The sequence below is a fragment of the Pseudomonas sp. FSL R10-0056 genome, from assembly GCF_009600105.1.
Classification (GTDB): Bacteria; Pseudomonadota; Gammaproteobacteria; order Pseudomonadales; family Pseudomonadaceae; genus Aquipseudomonas; species Aquipseudomonas bubulae.
Genome location: NZ_WIWL01000123.1, coordinates 1 through 17038, shown reverse-complemented (window position 1 = coordinate 17038; position 17038 = coordinate 1). Strand labels below are relative to the sequence as shown.

The 17038-nt window shown below is 58.9% G+C and carries 18 protein-coding genes; 12 read left to right on the top strand and 6 right to left on the bottom strand.

Features of this window, described 5'->3' with window-relative positions; all coding sequences use genetic code 11:
* Positions 1-3 precede the first annotated feature (3 nt).
* The 3 genes from GHO42_RS06825 to GHO42_RS06815 are packed head-to-tail and all read right to left on the bottom strand — an operon-like array spanning position 4 to position 3543.
* Complete coding sequence (locus tag GHO42_RS06825; RefSeq protein WP_095001981.1) at positions 4-981, bottom strand: ABC transporter permease; 978 nt, start codon at positions 979-981, stop codon at positions 4-6.
* Positions 978-2534 (bottom strand): sugar ABC transporter ATP-binding protein, encoded by a 1557-nt coding sequence (locus GHO42_RS06820; RefSeq protein ID WP_153327413.1) that lies wholly within the window; start codon positions 2532-2534, stop codon positions 978-980. The genes GHO42_RS06825 and GHO42_RS06820 overlap by 4 nt, the downstream gene beginning before the upstream one ends.
* A gap of 55 nt (positions 2535-2589) precedes the next feature.
* Positions 2590-3543 carry a sugar ABC transporter substrate-binding protein gene (locus GHO42_RS06815; protein WP_095001983.1) on the bottom strand — a complete coding sequence of 318 codons (954 nt, stop codon included), beginning with the start codon at positions 3541-3543 and terminating at the stop codon, positions 2590-2592.
* A gap of 438 nt (positions 3544-3981) precedes the next feature.
* On the opposite strand from GHO42_RS06815, the gene GHO42_RS06810 reads away from it, so the two are divergent.
* The 8 genes from GHO42_RS06810 to lpxO all read left to right on the top strand — a co-directional run bounded on the left by GHO42_RS06810 (position 3982) and on the right by lpxO (position 11669).
* Positions 3982-5061 (top strand): asparaginase, encoded by a 1080-nt coding sequence (locus GHO42_RS06810; RefSeq protein ID WP_095023608.1) that lies wholly within the window; start codon positions 3982-3984, stop codon positions 5059-5061.
* 173 nt (positions 5062-5234) lie between these two features.
* Entirely contained in the window at positions 5235-5486 is a 252-nt protein-coding gene (locus GHO42_RS06805; protein WP_095001985.1) for a DUF1654 domain-containing protein, read from the top strand.
* A gap of 4 nt (positions 5487-5490) precedes the next feature.
* Positions 5491-6180: an endonuclease gene (locus tag GHO42_RS06800; RefSeq protein ID WP_095020767.1), complete on the top strand. Its 690-nt coding sequence runs from the start codon at positions 5491-5493 to the stop codon at positions 6178-6180.
* Positions 6181-6336: 156 nt separating this feature from the next.
* Positions 6337-7050 (top strand): GntR family transcriptional regulator, encoded by a 714-nt coding sequence (locus GHO42_RS06795; protein ID WP_095001987.1) that lies wholly within the window; start codon positions 6337-6339, stop codon positions 7048-7050.
* On the top strand, positions 7047-8051 hold the full coding sequence (locus GHO42_RS06790; RefSeq protein WP_153327411.1) for an ADP-ribosylglycohydrolase family protein: 1005 nt from the start codon (positions 7047-7049) through the stop codon (positions 8049-8051). The genes GHO42_RS06795 and GHO42_RS06790 overlap by 4 nt, the downstream gene beginning before the upstream one ends.
* A gap of 98 nt (positions 8052-8149) precedes the next feature.
* A complete protein-coding gene (locus tag GHO42_RS06785) occupies positions 8150-9613 on the top strand; it encodes a cytosine permease (RefSeq protein WP_095001989.1) in 1464 nt (487 codons plus the stop codon).
* Positions 9606-10535: a PfkB family carbohydrate kinase gene (locus GHO42_RS06780; RefSeq protein WP_095018570.1), complete on the top strand. Its 930-nt coding sequence runs from the start codon at positions 9606-9608 to the stop codon at positions 10533-10535. Before GHO42_RS06785 ends, GHO42_RS06780 begins: the two co-directional genes overlap by 8 nt.
* 234 nt (positions 10536-10769) lie before the next feature.
* On the top strand, positions 10770-11669 hold the full coding sequence (lpxO, locus tag GHO42_RS06775) for a lipid A hydroxylase LpxO (RefSeq protein WP_095001991.1): 900 nt from the start codon (positions 10770-10772) through the stop codon (positions 11667-11669).
* A gap of 102 nt (positions 11670-11771) precedes the next feature.
* Here lpxO and copD read toward each other — a convergent pair whose 3' ends face one another.
* Both copD and copC read right to left on the bottom strand, forming a co-directional pair.
* Complete coding sequence (gene copD, locus GHO42_RS06770) at positions 11772-12620, bottom strand: copper homeostasis membrane protein CopD (RefSeq protein ID WP_095018569.1); 849 nt, start codon at positions 12618-12620, stop codon at positions 11772-11774.
* A gap of 4 nt (positions 12621-12624) precedes the next feature.
* The gene (copC, locus tag GHO42_RS06765; protein ID WP_095001993.1) at positions 12625-12999 is read right to left on the bottom strand and encodes a copper homeostasis periplasmic binding protein CopC; all 375 of its coding nucleotides are present in this window, start codon (positions 12997-12999) and stop codon (positions 12625-12627) included.
* A gap of 109 nt (positions 13000-13108) precedes the next feature.
* On the opposite strand from copC, the gene GHO42_RS06760 reads away from it, so the two are divergent.
* Positions 13109-13654: a histidine phosphatase family protein gene (locus GHO42_RS06760; protein ID WP_095018568.1), complete on the top strand. Its 546-nt coding sequence runs from the start codon at positions 13109-13111 to the stop codon at positions 13652-13654.
* Position 13655: 1 nt separating this feature from the next.
* Here GHO42_RS06760 and bkdR read toward each other — a convergent pair whose 3' ends face one another.
* On the bottom strand, positions 13656-14144 hold the full coding sequence (gene bkdR / locus GHO42_RS06755; protein WP_016781430.1) for a Bkd operon transcriptional regulator BkdR: 489 nt from the start codon (positions 14142-14144) through the stop codon (positions 13656-13658).
* A gap of 205 nt (positions 14145-14349) precedes the next feature.
* Here bkdR and GHO42_RS06750 point away from each other — a divergent pair, with 205 nt between their 5' ends.
* The 3 genes from GHO42_RS06750 to GHO42_RS06740 all read left to right on the top strand — a co-directional run.
* Positions 14350-15582 (top strand): 3-methyl-2-oxobutanoate dehydrogenase (2-methylpropanoyl-transferring) subunit alpha, encoded by a 1233-nt coding sequence (locus tag GHO42_RS06750; RefSeq protein ID WP_095018567.1) that lies wholly within the window; start codon positions 14350-14352, stop codon positions 15580-15582.
* A gap of 4 nt (positions 15583-15586) precedes the next feature.
* Positions 15587-16642 (top strand): alpha-ketoacid dehydrogenase subunit beta, encoded by a 1056-nt coding sequence (locus GHO42_RS06745; protein ID WP_153327409.1) that lies wholly within the window; start codon positions 15587-15589, stop codon positions 16640-16642.
* A partial coding sequence (locus GHO42_RS06740) for a biotin/lipoyl-containing protein (RefSeq protein WP_306108754.1) occupies positions 16643-17038 on the top strand: 396 nt, incomplete at its 3' end. It abuts the gene before it with no gap.

Below are 17038 nucleotides of genomic sequence, written 5' to 3'. Positions count from 1 at the left end.
TGCTCAATTCCGTCGCTGTGCGCGTTGACTGCGGTAAGTGTCCAATACCACTGCTATCACAATGACAGCACCGGTAATAATACGCTTGGTGGGTTCCGTCGCGCCGATTTGAGCCAGCCCTGCGGCCAATACTGAAATAATCAGCACACCAAAAAACGTACTGATCACCGAACCGCGCCCGCCCATCAAGCTCGTGCCACCGATCACCACGGCCGCAATCACCTGCAGTTCAAGGCCCGAACCGGCATTGGGGTCTGCCGCCTCGAGGCGGGATATCTGAAACAGCGCCGCCACTCCTGCCAACAACCCCATCAGGCTAAAGACCAAAATCTTGTAGGGCTTTGGATTGATACCGGCCAGGCGAACGGCTTCTTCGTTGGTGCCAATGCCAATCAGATAGCGCCCAAACACCGTGCGCGTCAGCACCGCCTGGGCGATGACAATAATCAGCAACGCAATAATGAACGCGGGCGAGATGCCAAAGGCAACCGGATTGGCAAGCCAGGCGAACGCGTCGCCGATATACGCCGTGCGCGATCCTGTAAGCTGGTAGGCCCCGCCCCGGGCCATTTCCAGCACCCCCAGCGAGACAATAAAAGACGGGATTTTCCAGGCCACCGTGATCGACCCCGTAAGGGTCCCCGCCAGGGCCGCACAGCCCATGCCCAGCAAAGCGGCAGGCAATACACTCCAGCCCCAGCCCAGAATCGCAACGCTGACCGCCGACGCTGCCAGGGCCAACACCGAGCCGACCGACAGGTCGATGCCGCCGATGATCAGCACAAAGGTCATGCCGACCGACAACACCATCAAGTCGGGGATCTGGTTGGCCAGCGTACTGAGCGTGTCATAGGAGAAAAAATGTTCACTCAGGCTGGAAAACAGAATGATCATGGCCAGCAAGGCGCCCGCCAACCCGAGGTAGGTGCCCATTCCGTAGTAGTTATGTGCACTTTTATGCGGCACGCGGGTAGGGTTCATGAGGCTTCCTTTGGCGTGGCTTCAGCAAGCAACGCATCTCGTTTTTGATAACCGGCAAAAGCTGCCGCCAGTAACTGTTCCTGACTCCAGCTGTCACGTTCAAAGGTATCGATCAGCCGGCCCGCAGACAGCACGCCAATGCGGTCACAAATCAGCATCAACTCGCGAAGATCGCTCGACACCACCACCAGCGCCTTGCCCTTGCGCGTCAGCTCGCCCAGCAGCCGGTAAATATCGAACTTGGCGCCAATATCGATACCGCGCGTAGGCTCATCGAACAGCAGAACCGAACAGTCGCGCTCCAGCCAGCGGCCAATGACGACCTTCTGCTGGTTGCCACCGGACAGTTGCGACACCACTTGTTCCGGGCCGCTGCTGCGGATGCCCATGGCGTCTATCTGACGCCGGGCCAATGCGGCCTCCTGCTCCCGGTTGACCAAGCCACTGCTTGAAATCCGATCCATATTGCCCAGGCCGATGTTGGCACTGATCGACTGGGTCAGCAGCAAGCCTTCACCCTTGCGGTCCTCGGTAATCAGTGCAATACCCTGCCGGACAGCATCTGCCGGCGAATGGATGGTCACTACCTGCACAGGAGCACCCACTGCAACCGTGCCGCTGTCGGCCACATCGGCACCATAGATCAGTCGCAGCAGTTCGGTGCGCCCTGCCCCGATCAGTCCGGAAATCCCGAAAATCTCGCCTTTTCTGACTTTAAACGATACATCTCGTACCTTGTCCGAGCGGCTGATACCACAGACTTCAAGCGCCGTTTCACCCAAGCTACGTTCGCCCAAATCCAGCTGGTCACCCAACTCGCGGCCCACCATCAAGTTGACCAGTTGCTCGCTGTTGTAATCGGCAATGGGCTCGACGCACACCAGGCAACCATCGCGCAGTACGGCAATCCGCTGCGCCACCTGTGCCAGCTCTTCAAGTCGATGGGAGATATACACAATCGCCACGCCACGGGCCTGCAGCCGTTCGATTTGCACAAAAAGCATTTCAACTTCACGGGCGGTGAGCATGGCCGTGGGCTCATCGAGGATAAGCACATGGCAATCGCCGATCAGGTTGCGCGCAATCTCGACCATCTGCTGATGGCCAATGCCCAGCTCCCCGACCAGGGTGTCCGGGTCAATCGCCTCCAGACCCACCTGGCTCATGGCCTCAATGGCCGCTTTGCGCAACTGCTTGCGGCTGATCCAGCCCAGGTGGCCGGGCAATTTGTCCAGAAACAGGTTTTCCGCCACCGTCAGCGTGGGCAGCAGGTTCAGTTCCTGCATGACCATGCGCACACCCAATTGCTCGGCCTGCGCACGACTGCCCGGGGCATAGGCCTGGCCATTGAATTGCATGTGCCCGAGAGTCGGCACCTCCAGGCCACCCATGATCTTCGATAGTGTGCTTTTGCCAGCGCCATTCTCACCCGTCAGGGCCAGAACTTCGCCGCGATGCAACGACAGCTCGATAGCAGCCAGTACCGGCTGCTGAGTGTAGGTTTTACCAATCCCGCTGACCGTGAGGATCACGCTGGCATCAGGAGCAGACATGACATTTCTCCGGGCACCTGCCCGACCGGGCAAGTGCCTGCGACAGCGAGTGGGATTACTTGTTGATGACCAGTTCGACAGGGGTATCGATGACACCGTCCTTGAGGTTTTCAACCGGTTCTTTTTTGACCAGCTTGAGCGCCGTTTCGATGCCATAAACCGCCTGTTTCGCGGCAGCCTGATCGGCCGTTGCCAGCACACGGCCATCCTTGAGCATGGGTTTTATCGCATCGATGTTGTCATAGCCGACCACTTGCACCTTGCCGACCTTGCCTGCAGCCCGGATAGCCGACACCGCGCCCAGCGCCATGCTGTCATTGCCCGCCAGAATGGCCTTGAGGTTTGGATACTCGCTGAGCATGCCCGCCGCAACCTTGTTGCCACCGTCGATTTCCCAATTGCCCGACTGCACCGGCACAATCTTCATCCCGGCAGCGTTCATCGCATCCGTGAAACCCGCTGTGCGCATTTGCGCATTGGTCGTGGTCGATACACCCTCGATGATCCCGACCTCATCACCGGCCTTGAGCCTGGTGGCCAGATACTCGCCGACCTCACGAGCCCCCTGCCTGTTGTTGGGCCCCACAAAGGGTACTTCGAGCCCTTTGCTTTTCAGCACCTGGGGGTCGAGCTGGTTGTCGATATTGACCACCACAATGCCACGGTCACTGGCCTTTTTGATGGCCGACACCAGCGCCTTGGAGTCTGCGGGCGCAATCACCAGCGCATCGACCTTGGCGATGATCATCTGATTGATGATGTCGATCTGGCCCGCAGTGTCCGTTTCATTTTTGATCCCGTTGGAAATCAGGTCGAAACTGGCGGCATTGGCCTTTTGATAATCCTCGCCACCCTTTTGCATGGTGACAAAGAACTCGTTTGCCAAGGACTTCATGACCAGGCCGACTTTGGGTTTTTGTGGCGTATCGGCATTGGCGACAGGGAGGGTAAGGGATGCCGCAGCCAGCATGGCGACAGCAAGAAGGCGTCCAGCAAATGGCAGCTTCATGGGGGCAACTCCGATCTTATGATTATTGTGAGCAACGTCCTGCTCGCACACGCCTGAGCGCCAAAAGCTGGGTGACTGGCATCAGGTCCTGCCTGACTGCCAGAAATACAGACTCAAGAAAACGGCGCAAACGTTTGCTAGGCCCTCACTATGGAAAGCCACCTGTTATTTGTCAATGTGAAAAAAAACGCGATCAGACACATCGATATTCGACTCTCCGAACAAAAAAAACGCTTCTGTTCGGAAAACCGTCCGGTTTCTTTTCCAGAAAGCGGATCGTGGAAATAAAGACCCATAAATCAATACGTTGTGTGCGCCCCGAGAAACTTCGCTTAGTGGCACAAATAGTGCTTTCCAGTCTCTATGCATGGTCAATAAATGGCACATGCCGAGCAAAGTGTGCAGTCATCGGCATACTCACTAATAAGAGAAAAAACAATGAAAAATGCTGTTTTGAAAACTTTTGTTCCGGGCGCACTGGCCCTGCTGCTGGCACTGCCGACCGCTCAAGCGCAAGAGGCTGTCACCAAGCCCAACGTCATCATCCTCGCCACTGGCGGCACTATCGCCGGTGCAGGTGCCAGCGCTGCCAACAGCGCCACTTACACGGCCGCTAAAGTCGGTATCGACAAATTGATCGCTGGCGTCCCCGAGCTAAGCCAACTGGCCAATGTGCGTGGCGAGCAAGTGATGCAAATTGCATCCGAGAGCATCACCAACGAAAACCTGCTGCAATTGGGCCGCCGGGTCGCCGAACTGGCTGACAGCAACGACGTTGATGGCATCGTTATCACCCACGGTACCGACACCCTCGAAGAAACCGCCTATTTCCTGAACCTGGTCGAAAAAACCGACAAGCCCATCGTGGTGGTCGGCTCCATGCGTCCGGGCACCGCCATGTCGGCTGACGGCATGCTGAACCTGTACAACGCCGTTGCCGTTGCCGGCAGCAAAGATGCGCGCGGCAAAGGCGTGCTGGTCACCATGAACGACGAAATCCAGTCGGGCCGTGATGTCAGCAAAATGATCAACATCAAGACCGAAGCCTTCAAAAGCCCGTGGGGTCCGCTGGGCATGGTCGTTGAAGGCAAGTCCTACTGGTTCCGCTTGCCAGCCAAGCGCCACACCATGGACTCCGAGTTCGACATCAAGAACATCAAGAGCCTGCCAAACGTTGGCATCGCCTACTCCTACGGCAATGTGGACGACACCGCCTATAAAGCGCTGGCCCAATCCGGTGCCAAAGCCATCATCCACGCGGGTACCGGCAACGGTTCAGTGTCCTCCAGCGTGGTGCCGACCTTGCAAGCCCTGCGTAAGGATGGCGTACAAATCATTCGTTCTTCCCACGTAAACAACGGCGGTTTCGTACTGCGTAACGCAGAACAGCCTGACGACAAAAACGACTGGGTTGTTGCCCATGACCTGAACCCGCAGAAAGCCCGCATCCTGGCCATGGTCGCCCTGACCAAGACCCAGGACAGCAAAGAGCTGCAGCGCATCTTCTGGGAATACTGAGTGCTTGCTTGACGCCTTGGCGCGCTGAATAAGCAAGGCCGCCTCCCCTATGGGAGGCGGCCTTTTTATTGGCCGGACAAAAGCTGCGGCACAACCGGCAGTTGCACCAAACAGTTGCCAAATGTGGCGCAGTTAAATACTGTATGCGCATACAGCACACCAAGGATTGCATCATGGCTAAAAAAGCAGCAAAAGAGCCGACTCCGCCAAGCCCCTATGAAATTTTCGGCACACGTATACAAAAAATCATCAGCTCGCCAAAAGCTCAAAAAGACAAAATGGCGGTGCTTGAGCGACTCGAAGGCGATAACCCTGAGTTCTGGGAACGCCTGCTGGAAGAAATTTCTGAAAACGATAACGTCACTGTCGCCCACCGCGATGATGGCGGCGTGAATGTTTTCTGGACCGTGCTTGAGGAAGACTGAGTCAATGAGGGTTTGTTTACTGGTACTGCTCGGTCTTTTCACCGTTGCAAGCGCACAGGCCGCGGCCCCGAATACCTTCAGCGAAGCCAAGAAGGTTGCCTGGAAGCTCTACGCGCCGCAGTCCACCGAGTTCTACTGCGGTTGCAAATACACCGGCAACCGCGTCGACCTGAAAGCCTGCGGTTATATCCCGCGCAAAAATGCCAACCGTGCCGCACGCATCGAGTGGGAACATATCGTTCCCGCCTGGCAGATCGGCCATCAGCGCCAATGCTGGCAAAGTGGCGGGCGAAAAAACTGCACTCGCAACGACCCGGTGTTCAAAGTTGCTGAAGCCGACTTGCACAACCTGGTACCCAGCATCGGCGAGGTCAACGGGGACCGCAGCAATTTCAGTTTTGGCTGGTTGCCCGAGCAAAAAGGCCAATATGGTTCGTGCCTGACACAAGTCGATTTCAAATCAAAAAAGGTCATGCCCCGCCCCTCCATTCGCGGGATGATCGCGCGCACCTACTTTTACATGAGCAAGCAATACAACTTGCGTCTGTCCAGGCAGGACCGCCAGCTTTACGAAGCCTGGAACAAAACCTACCCGGTTCAAGCCTGGGAGCGCCAGCGCAATCAGGCGGTAGCCTGCGTGATGGGCCGTGGCAACGAATTCGTCGGCCCGGTCAACCTCAAAGCCTGCAGTTGAAATCCCCCCTGCCTGCACCCGCCTTGAGCCGTGGTTAAAACTGCGGTTCAAGGTGCTGTCCCTGCCCTTCGACGTTCGCTTTCGGCCAATCATTGTCCGACTGGATTCCGAGGGCGAATGTTGCCGAACCGACAATGCTGAGCTATTACTTTCGGCATGATCAAACAGGTTCGATTCAATAAAAAACAACGGGTGGTAGACGAACTCGTCCACCGTATCGAAAGCGGGCTTCTGGCAGACGGTCACCTGCTGCCGGAAGCAGACCAATTGGCTCAAGAACTGCGTGTCAGCCACAGTACGTTGCGAGCTGCACTGGCCGAACTGGAAAAGCGAAAATACATTGCCAAACGCACCGAGGGCGGCGCCATCGTCACCTACGACGGTATTACGCTCGACCAAAACAACGGCTGGACACAGGCCCTGGCCAACACCGGCGCCCGAATCCACACCGAACTGCTGCGACTCGAGGCCATAGAGCGTGCGGACCTCCTGCATCGCTTCGGCTTGAGCCAGTTCGTGATCCTTGAGCGCCGCCGTCGCCGCGATGATGGCACTGCGATTTCTCTGGAACGCTCGTTCGTGCCCGCAACAGGTGGCCTGGAAGGCCTGCCACGTATAGGGCTGATTGACGACTCGCTCACCATTACGCTGGCGGCCTACGGCTTTGTCGGTGATCGTGGCGACCAATGGATTGGCGCCGAGCCGCTGGGTAAAGAAGACGCACTATTGCTCGGCCGCCCCGCCGGCACAGTTTTTCTCAAAGCCCTGCGCACCACCTACGACCGCCAAGGACGCTTTATGGAAATGGTCGAGAGCTGGCTGGATCCTGTGCACTTTCGCATGTACCACTCATTTGGCACGCCAACATGACGCAGCCGGATCTCGACCTTGGCGCACTGTACGGCCTGGCCCTGGGTGATGCGCTGGGCATGCCGACCCAATCGTTCAGTCGCGGACAGATCCAGGCCCGCTTCGGGCGCATTACAACCCTTGAGAATGCCCCGGCCGATCAACCCATTGCGCCAAATATGCCCGCGGGCTCAATCACCGACGATACCGAGCAGGCAATACTGGTCGGCCAACTGCTGGTTGAAGGCAAAGGCAATATTGACCCCCACCAGCTTGCCCGGCGCCTGATCAGTTGGGAGTCCGGCATGCGGGCCAAGGGTTCCCAGGACCTTCTGGGGCCATCAACCAAGCGCGCAATCGAGATGATCCTCGCTGGCCACAGCCCCACTGAATCGGGCCGCTACGGCACCACCAACGGCGCGGCCATGCGCATTGCTCCGGTAGGTATCGCCAGCGATATCAACCAGCCGGAACGCTTCATCCATTGTGTGGTTCAGGCGTGCCAGGTGACGCACAACACCAGCCTGGGGATTGCCAGCGCAGCCGCAGTGGCCGCCGTCATCTCCAGTGGCATAAACGGTAAAAAACTTGAGCACGCCCTCAATGCTGGCACTGAAATGGCCTTTATCGCCGAACACCAGGGTCACTGGGTTGCCGGGGGCCGCATCGGCCCGCGTATTCGCTGGGCCAGGCAGGCCAGCAGCGAGTGCAACCCCGACAATTTTGGCGACCTGCTCTATGACGTGATTGGCACTTCGGTCGCCTCCCAGGAGTCCGTAGTAGTCGCCTTTGCCCTTGCCCAACGCGTGGCCAGCGCAGGGCTGAACCGTTTCGATGCCCTGTGCATGGCCGCCAGCATCGGTGGCGACACCGACACCATTGCCGCCATCCTCGGCGCCATGCTTGGTGCCTGTGGAGGAATGCAACAGTGGCCCGCGACACTGATCGAACAGATCACAAGGGTCAACGACCTGCATCTGCAGCCTCTGGCACGCGATCTGTTAGCCCTGCGCCTTGCGTAAAAAACCTGCCATGGACAGCAACACGACGGGCCTGGCACAAAGTCAGCGCCACACACAGCCTGCGACAACGATAACAAGCGCATCAGGAGCCATACGCCATGACTTCCCCTGACCCCGGGCACAGTGCCGGGCAACTGGAAACACGCGGCATCGAGCCGGTTCCCGAAAACGAGTGCAACGGCAACCCCGGGCAGCTGTTCTGGGTATGGTTTGCTGCCAATATCAGCATCCTCGGCCTGCCACTGGGCGCCACGCTGGTGGCCTTCCATCAACTGGCCATCTGGCAGGTGGTCATCGTCGCCTTGATCGGGGCTGGCGGCTCGTTCGCCCTGGTCGGCGTCATATCCATCGCCGGTCGACGGGGCCGAGCACCAAGCCTGACCCTATCGCGAGCTATATTCGGCGTACGGGGCAATATAGGTCCTACGCTGGTTTCACTGATTTCCCGTGTCGGCTGGGAAACCGTAAACACCACCACCGCGGCATTTGTGCTGCTGGCCTTGTCTTCAATCCTGTTCAATACCCCCACCGAAGCCAAAAGCGCACCGGTGCTCACCCTGGTGTTTATCGCCCTCTTCACCCTGCTGACCCTTGCGGTTTCAGGCCTGGGCCACGCCACGCTGCTGCTGATCCAGAAGTGGGCAACTTATGTGTTCGGCGCGCTCAACCTGCTGGTCGGCGGTTTTCTGTGCGCCACCATCGACTGGCCAGGCGTCTTCAGCGCCAGCCCGGCACCCGTCAGCGCCGTGATTATCGGGATTGGCATCATGGCCGCGGGCACCGGTATCGGTTGGGCCAACGCCGGGGCTGACATGTCGCGCTACCAAAAATCCAGCGTCAGCGCCGCGCAACTGGTGGCCAGCGCAGCCTGGGGCGCAGGGATTCCACTGGTTCTGCTGATTACTCTGGGGGGGTTGCTGACGGTCGGCAACCACGCGCTGGCATCCGCAACCGACCCCATTGCAGCAATCCGCAGCCTGCTGCCCTCCTGGATGGCGGTTCCCTACCTGGTCAGCGCCTTTGGCGGCCTGTTGCTGTCCAATCATCTGTCCGTCTATTCGGCCGGTCTCACTACCCTGACCCTGGGTGTAAGGATCAAGCGGGTGCAGGCCGTCGTCGTGGATATCGTGGCGATTTTCTGTGGTTCGATTTACTTCATGCTATTTGCCGACAGCTTTTACGGCCCTTTCATCACTTTTATTTCACTCACTGCCATCCCGATTACCGCCTGGGTAGCGATTTTTGTCGTCGACCTGCTGCACCGTCACTGCTACAGCGCCAACGACTTGCTCAACGTCAGCCCCAGCAGCGCCTACTGGTACAGCGGCGGCATCGAATGGCGGGCCTTGAGTGCCTGGGCCGTGGCCCTGCTGCTGGGGTTATGCTTTACCCGGGTTGGCAGCAACGATGCCGACTGGTTTACCGGCCCGCTCGCCGATTCCTGGCTGGGCCACAACGGCCTCGGCTGGGTCGTGACTTTCATCGTGGCTGGCGGCCTGTATGCGCTGCTGGGCGGCGCCAGAGACCGCCGCCTGCCAGCACAGGACAGCGCCCATGCCTAGATTGCTGCACACAGGCCAGGTGATCATCGATCTGGCCATGAGCCTGGACACACTGCCCGCCTCCGGCGGCGACGCGCTGGCCCACAGCGCCAGCTTTCACGCCGGTGGCGGGTTCAACGTAATGGCCGCTGCCCAGCGCAACGGCCTGCAGAGTGTGTACCTGGGGCGTCATGGTCAGGGACAGTTCGGTGACATGGCTCGCCAGGCCATGCACGCCGAGGGCATACACATGACCCTGCCAGTAGACCCGCATAAAGACACCGGGCTGTGCGTCGCACTCACCGAAGCCAGCGCCGAGCGTACTTTTATTTCCTGCATTGGTGCCGAAGGCGGGTTGTCTGCCCACGACCTCGCGCACGTCAGCGTGCAGCCCGACGACCATCTCTATGTCAGCGGTTACAGCCTGCTCCATGTCGGCAAGGCGAGGCCGCTTTTGCAGTGGATACAGGGCCTGGCGCAGAGTGTCCAGGTGACCTTCGATCCCGGCCCGTTACTGACCGATATTGACCCGCAACTGCTCGACGCCCTGCTCCCGCGCCTGAACCTGTGGACCGGCAACACTGCCGAAGCGCTGAGTTTTACCCATGCCCCCACACTGACCGACGCCCTGCCTGCCCTGAGCGCACGCCTGCCCACACACTGCCTTGCGGTTGTGCGCGACGGCCCGCAAGGCTGCTGGATCAGTGACCGCCACGGTCAGCAACACATCGCCGGGTTCAAGGTGCAGTGCATCGACAGCAATGGTGCCGGGGATGCTCATACAGGCGTGCTGATTGCCGCATTGGCGGCCGGGCATCCCGCACCGCAAGCGGCGCAACGGGCCAATGCAGCAGCGGCAATCGCCGTGACCCGTCGGGGGCCTGCCACAGCGCCGGGCGCTGGCGAAATTGATCGTTTATTGGGCGAAAATGGTTTTCATTGATCGAAAAAGAATTCCCCTACATGCAAATACGACTATAGGCCTGCCCACAACAGGACTAAAGACTGTAAAAAACATCTGCAAAAACATGATGAAACGTTAGAAAATATTCAAAATACTGTTTTAACCCTAACCAGGCTCACGGAATGCAACTCCAGCGCCCGATAACTCTTCTAGAGGTCGGGCCATTTGTGCGTGTTTGCAGGGCTGCGTTTCTCCTGAATTGTGAAGATACTCTTGAAACTCATCATTATTGCTGTCTACGTCTTGTCCATCGCCTATGTCCACCTGCGGGGCAAGGTTCGCCATAAGCTCGGGCGTCAACTGACCGATCACTCCTCCTTCCTGGCTCCGATCAACTGCTTTTTGTATCTGTTTTCCAAAGTGCCCGGCCAGCCCTACCTCAAACCTGCCGATTTCCCGGAACTGCAACCCTTGCAGGATCACTGGCAGGAAATCCGTGAAGAAGCGCGAAACCTGATGCAGGCGGGCGAGATCAAGCGTTCCGAGCAACCCAACGATGTCGGCTTCAACTCGTTTTTCAAAAGTGGCTGGAAGCGCTTTTACCTGAAGTGGTATGGCGACAACCACCCTTCGGCGGTCGAACTGTGCCCGCGCACCATTGAGCTGCTCAACAGCATCGGTACGGTCAAGGCCGCCATGTTTGCCGAATTGCCCCCTGGCTCCAAACTGGTGCGTCACCGCGACCCCTACGCCGGATCGCTGCGTTTTCACCTGGGCCTGGACACCCCGAATGATCCAGGCTGCTATATCAACGTTGACGGCCAGAACTACGCCTGGCGTGACGGCGAGGCGGTGATGTTTGACGAAACCTTTATCCATTACGCCGAAAACACTACCGATAAAAATCGCATCATCCTGTTCTGCGATGTCGAGCGTCCGATGCAGTATCGCTGGGCCAGTGCCTTCAATCAGTGGTTCAGCCGCACAGTGATGGCATCCGCCAGTTCGCCTAACGATGCCAGTGACAAAACCGGCGCCCTGAACCGCGCATTTACCCGGTTATACAAGATTCGCCTGCGCGGCAAAGAGCTGAAAAAGCGCAATCGCACGCGTTACTACGTAGAAAAATGGTTGGTGTTCGGCGGGTTGCTGGGTGTGTTTTTGTTGGTCTAGCCTTGTAGCCGCTACGAGGCACGAAGCTGCGAAGGGCTGCGTAGCGGGCCCGCACTTTTAAACTCCTGTGGCCCTTAATGCAGCCTCGCACCTCGTCAGCCGCTACACCACCAGCGGCGGCAAGGTGCCCAGCAATGACACGGCGGCGACTGCCGCCAAGCCAAACAGCCATTCCAATGCAACGCTTCTGCGCAACAGGGTGAAGCGGCCCGCACGACTCATCAGCAGATTGAACAGCGCCAGCAGCAACATCACCCCCACCAGGGTCACCTTGATCAACAGAATCAGGGCGAAGCCTTCAAACAAAGGTGAAGGCCAGAGCGCACCGGTCAGCACGCGGGTATTGATCAGCCCGGTAAGAATAATCCCGGCGACCAACATAAACCCCAGATTGCTGAAGCGCTGCAACACAGCGCCCACGTCCTGACCGACAGGCCGCACAAGGATAAGCTGCAACCCCAACAGACCACCGATCCAGGCCCCCACACACGCCAGATGCACCCACTGGTTAAGCATCAGCAATTGCCCACGCCAGCCATCCAGCATCGCGCCGTGACCCACCGGAGCCAACGTGCCCAACAACAGAAAACCCAGCAACCAGATAAGGTTAAATCCGCTACGGGCATACAAGGCGAGCAACAACAGCACGCAAAACAGCAGATGAAAAGCCCACACCTGGCCGAAAAAGGTACTGCCCAACACCAGCCACAACGTCGCCGGGGCCAGGGTTTCAGGCCAGCTTCCTGCCATCGAGTGGGTGGTCAACAGTAACCAGGCAAGGCCGCTGGCCAGCGCCACCCAGGCCAGCACCCGATTGACCTTAAGCAATTGGCCATCAATGTCGAAGGATGGCCATGCCCCGCGCAACAGAGGCCTGAATGCACAGGCTCCGAAGATCAGCAACACCACACTGAAATGCACAAACCGGCAGATCACCATTGCACTGAGCATCAACTCAGTTGCTCACCGTAAAGCTGTAATCGCCGGCACTTTTGTGGGTATCGACAGACACGGCGTTCCATTTGACGTTATAGGTACCCGCCGGCAACGGCTGTGCCGGTGTCACAATCAGGGTTTTCTTGTTGCCGGGTTCGGTCTTGATGCTGCTCACCGGCACCGGCGCCTGGTCATGGCTGATCACAACCTGGGTAAACGCCTGCTCCACGCCTTCACTGAACACCAGGCGCAGTTCGTTGACGCTGTTCACCGTGCTGTCGGCGGCGGGGGTCGCCTGCTCCAGATGGGCATGGGCAAACGCTGCGCCGGCCCCGGTCATCAGTGTCAGTAACGCAGCCGTATTAAGAACTTTCTTCAAAAAAGCAGCAGCCATTGCACAGTACCTTGAGAGTGAAATACACGGTCATAATACTCGCCTAAACTGATTTGAAGGGCGAGCGCAGACAACACAAACACAACGTCTCCCCCGCAAGGATTCCGGTATGCCCACCCGCCTCAGCTTTATTTGTCATGCCCGCACAGAAGCCCAGCGTCTGGGCCGCTTTGCACTGGATGAGGCGGCTGACCCGAAAGGCCTGCTGTTGGCCGCCGAATTGAGTGCCAGGCTGAAAAAGCCGGTACGCATACTCTGCGCGCCCGAAACCCGCACCCTGCAAACCGCGCAGGCACTGGGTGGCGAAATCGAGATTGTCCCGGCCCTGGGCGACTACGATATCGGCGACTGGCAGGGCCAGCGCCTGTCAGACCTGCAACAAAGCATGCCCCAGGCGCTAGCCAACTGGATCAGCAACCCCGATGCCGCGCCCCATGGCGGTGAGTCGATACAGGCCCTGTGCCTGCGGGTCAGCGCCTGGCTCGACGAGTTTCGCGAAGAGGGTCATTTTGCCGTGGTGACTCATCCTTTTGTGATCCGTGCTGCCATATTGCACGCCCTGGCAGCGAGCACTGCCTCCTTCAACCTGATTGACGTAGAGCCACTGGCGGTGGTCGACCTGCGCTTCAACGAGCGCTGGCGCTTGCGGGTGTAATTCACTCCTCCAGCGTCAGCCCGCCAGGAGGCAATGGCAGCGCAGTTTTGTAGCGCACCTGTTTGAGGGCGAAGCTGGAGCGGATATTGGCCACGCCGGGCACCTTGGTCAAAAAGTCCATCATGAAACGCTCCAGCGCCTGGATGCTGGGCACCAGCACCCGGATCAGGTAATCCGGGTCGCCGGCCATCAAGTAGCACTCCATGACTTCATGGCGATCGGATATCGCCGCTTCAAAATGCTGCAGGGCTTCCTCGACCTGTTTTTCCAGGCTCACATGGATAAACACATTGACATGCAGCCCCAGCATATCGGCGTCAAGCAGGGTCACCTGCTCGCGGATCAGGCCGCGCTCTTCCATGGCCTTGACCCGGTTGAAACAGGGCGTCGGCGACAGGTTGACCGAACGCGCAAGGTCCGCATTGGTGATGCGCGCATTCTGCTGAAGGCTATTGAGAATCCCGATATCAGTTCGATCTAGCTTGCGCATGAGACAAAAGCACCTGTTTTTTATGTTTATGCAGAATTCTTATCCTTAAACGCTGCAAAGCACAATGAACTACAGAGAAATATTCTTCGGCGTCAGGAATATGATTGTTGTAGGACAAGATCTTGGTTTTTATCAGACAGATCTTCGACAGTACTACCTAGCTCCCGCGCCTATAAACACGACAAGATCGAGCGTAGAGAAAGCCATGAATGAATATGCACCGCTGCGCCTGCACGTTCCCGAACCGTCCGGCCGCCCAGGCTGCAAGACCGACTTCAGCTACCTGCGCCTGACCGATGCCGGTCTGGTGCGCAAACCCCCGATCGATGTGGAACCTGCCGACACCGCAGACTTGGCCAAAGGCCTGATCCGTGTACTCGACGACAAGGGCCAGGCCCTTGGCCCGTGGGCCGAAGGCGTATCGAGCGAAGTGTTGCGCGAAGGCATGCGCGCCATGCTCAAGACGCGCATTTTCGACACGCGCATGGTGGTCGCCCAGCGCCAGAAAAAAATGTCGTTCTATATGCAAAGCCTGGGCGAAGAAGCCATCGGCAGCGCCCAGGCCCTGGCCTTGAACATCGACGACATGTGCTTCCCCACCTACCGCCAGCAAAGCATCCTGATGGCTCGTGATGTGCCGCTGGTCGACCTGATCTGCCAATTGCTGTCCAACGAACGCGACCCGCTTAAGGGTCGGCAATTGCCGATCATGTACTCGGTGCGCGACTACGGCTTTTTCAGTATTTCCGGCAACCTCGCCACCCAATTCGTACAGGCGGTTGGTTGGGGCATGGCCTCGGCCATCAAGGGCGACACCAAAATCGCCTCGGCCTGGATCGGTGACGGCGCCACCGCCGAATCGGACTTCCACACTGCCCTCACCTTTGCCCACGTTTACCGCGCCCCGGTGATCCTCAACGTGGTCAACAACCAATGGGCCATTTCGACCTTCCAGGCCATTGCCGGTGGCGAGTCCACCACCTTTGCCGGACGCGGCGTGGGCTGCGGCATTGCTTCGCTGCGGGTCGACGGCAACGACTTTATCGCCGTTTACGCCGCCTCGGCCTGGGCCGCAGAGCGCGCGCGCCGCAACCTGGGGCCGACCCTGATCGAATGGGTCACTTATCGTGCTGGCCCGCACTCCACCTCCGACGACCCGTCCAAGTATCGTCCGGCCGATGACTGGAGCCACTTCCCGCTGGGCGATCCGATTCTTCGTCTCAAGCAGCACCTGATTGCCACCGGCAACTGGTCGGAAGAAGAGCACGCAGCCGTCAGTGCCGAGCTGGAAGCGGAAATCATTGGCGCGCAAAAGGAAGCCGAGCGTTTCGGCACCCTGGCAGGCGGGCAGATACCCAGTGCCGCGAGCATGTTCGAAGACGTGTACAAGGAAATGCCCGAGCATTTGCGCCGGCAACGCCAGGAATTGGGGTTATAACCAGATGAACGACAACAATAAAATTCAGATGGAGAACGCCGTGAGTACCAGCACCATGACGATGATCCAGGCCCTGCGCTCGGCCATGGATGTGATGCTCGAGCGCGACGATAACGTGGTGGTGTTTGGCCAGGACGTGGGCTACTTCGGCGGTGTGTTCCGCTGCACCGAAGGCCTGCAGGCCAAGTACGGCAGTTCGCGGGTGTTCGACGCACCGATCTCGGAAAGTGGCATCGTCGGTACCGCCGTGGGCATGGGCGCCTATGGCCTGCGCCCGGTGGCCGAAATCCAGTTTGCCGACTATTTCTACCCGGCGTCCGACCAGATTGTTTCTGAAGCGGCGCGCCTGCGTTACCGCTCTGCCGGCGAGTTTATCGCGCCAATGACCATCCGCATGCCCTGCGGCGGCGGGATTTACGGTGGCCAGACCCACAGCCAGAGCCCCGAGGCCATGTTTACCCAGGTCTGCGGCCTGCGTACCGTGATGCCATCCAACCCCTACGACGCCAAGGGCCTGCTGATTGCCGCCATCGAGAACGATGACCCGGTGATCTTCCTCGAGCCAAAACGCCTGTACAACGGCCCGTTCGACGGCCACCACGACCGTCCGGTACCCCCCTGGATGAAGCACCCGGCCAGCGCCGTGCCCGACGGTTACTACACCGTCCCGCTGGACTGCGCCGCCATTGTGCGGCCCGGTACTGAAGTCACCATCCTGACCTACGGCACCACCGTTTATGTGGCCCAGGCCGCCGCCGAAGAAACCGGCATCGACGCTGAAGTCATCGACTTGCGCAGCCTCTGGCCGCTGGACCTGGACGCCATTGTCACCTCTGTAAAAAAGACCCGCCGTTGCGTTGTTGTTCACGAAGCCACCCGTACCTGCGGGTTTGGCGCCGAGCTGATCGCACTGGTTCAAGAGCACTGCTTCCACTACCTGGAAGCGCCGATCGAGCGCGTAACCGGCTGGGATACCCCCTATCCCCATGCCCAGGAGTGGGCCTATTTCCCCGGCCCGGCGCGAGTGGGTGCTGCACTACAACGGGTTATGGAGGTCTGAATGGGTACGCACGTTATCAAGATGCCGGACATTGGCGAAGGCATTGCGCAAGTAGAACTGGTGGAATGGTTTGTCAAAGTCGGTGACATGGTCAGCGAAGACCAGGTGGTCGCCGATGTGATGACCGACAAGGCCACGGTAGACATCCCCTCCCCCGTGGCCGGCAGGGTCCTGGCCCTGGGTGGCCAGCCTGGCGAAGTCATGGCCGTGGGCAGCGAACTGATCCGCATCGAAGTCGAAGGCGCCGGCAACCTGCGTGAAAGTGCGCAAGCTGGCCCTGCAGCGGAACCTGTGGTCGCCGCAGTAAAAGCCGCCCCTCAAGCTCGCGTAGAAGTGGCCGTGGTGGCCGCCCCACCGATCAAGGCGGCACCGGCACAACGATCGGCGCCTGTGGCC

What these genes read in the sequence shown, in the direction of transcription:
- GHO42_RS06825 (WP_095001981.1), bottom strand. Translation starts at nt 981, where the DNA reads ATGAACCCTACCCGCGTGCCGCATAAAAGTGCACATAACTACTACGGA.
- GHO42_RS06810 (WP_095023608.1), top strand. Translation starts at nt 3,982, where the DNA reads ATGAAAAATGCTGTTTTGAAAACTTTTGTTCCGGGCGCACTGGCCCTG.
- GHO42_RS06815 (WP_095001983.1), bottom strand. Translation starts at nt 3,543, where the DNA reads ATGAAGCTGCCATTTGCTGGACGCCTTCTTGCTGTCGCCATGCTGGCT.
- GHO42_RS06780 (WP_095018570.1), top strand. Translation starts at nt 9,606, where the DNA reads ATGCCTAGATTGCTGCACACAGGCCAGGTGATCATCGATCTGGCCATG.
- bkdR (WP_016781430.1), bottom strand. Translation starts at nt 14,144, where the DNA reads ATGCGCAAGCTAGATCGAACTGATATCGGGATTCTCAATAGCCTTCAG.
- GHO42_RS06800 (WP_095020767.1), top strand. Translation starts at nt 5,491, where the DNA reads ATGAGGGTTTGTTTACTGGTACTGCTCGGTCTTTTCACCGTTGCAAGC.
- GHO42_RS06750 (WP_095018567.1), top strand. Translation starts at nt 14,350, where the DNA reads ATGAATGAATATGCACCGCTGCGCCTGCACGTTCCCGAACCGTCCGGC.
- GHO42_RS06795 (WP_095001987.1), top strand. Translation starts at nt 6,337, where the DNA reads ATGATCAAACAGGTTCGATTCAATAAAAAACAACGGGTGGTAGACGAA.
- GHO42_RS06745 (WP_153327409.1), top strand. Translation starts at nt 15,587, where the DNA reads ATGAACGACAACAATAAAATTCAGATGGAGAACGCCGTGAGTACCAGC.
- GHO42_RS06785 (WP_095001989.1), top strand. Translation starts at nt 8,150, where the DNA reads ATGACTTCCCCTGACCCCGGGCACAGTGCCGGGCAACTGGAAACACGC.
- GHO42_RS06820 (WP_153327413.1), bottom strand. Translation starts at nt 2,534, where the DNA reads ATGTCTGCTCCTGATGCCAGCGTGATCCTCACGGTCAGCGGGATTGGT.
- copC (WP_095001993.1), bottom strand. Translation starts at nt 12,999, where the DNA reads ATGGCTGCTGCTTTTTTGAAGAAAGTTCTTAATACGGCTGCGTTACTG.
- copD (WP_095018569.1), bottom strand. Translation starts at nt 12,620, where the DNA reads ATGCTCAGTGCAATGGTGATCTGCCGGTTTGTGCATTTCAGTGTGGTG.
- GHO42_RS06760 (WP_095018568.1), top strand. Translation starts at nt 13,109, where the DNA reads ATGCCCACCCGCCTCAGCTTTATTTGTCATGCCCGCACAGAAGCCCAG.
- GHO42_RS06805 (WP_095001985.1), top strand. Translation starts at nt 5,235, where the DNA reads ATGGCTAAAAAAGCAGCAAAAGAGCCGACTCCGCCAAGCCCCTATGAA.
- GHO42_RS06790 (WP_153327411.1), top strand. Translation starts at nt 7,047, where the DNA reads ATGACGCAGCCGGATCTCGACCTTGGCGCACTGTACGGCCTGGCCCTG.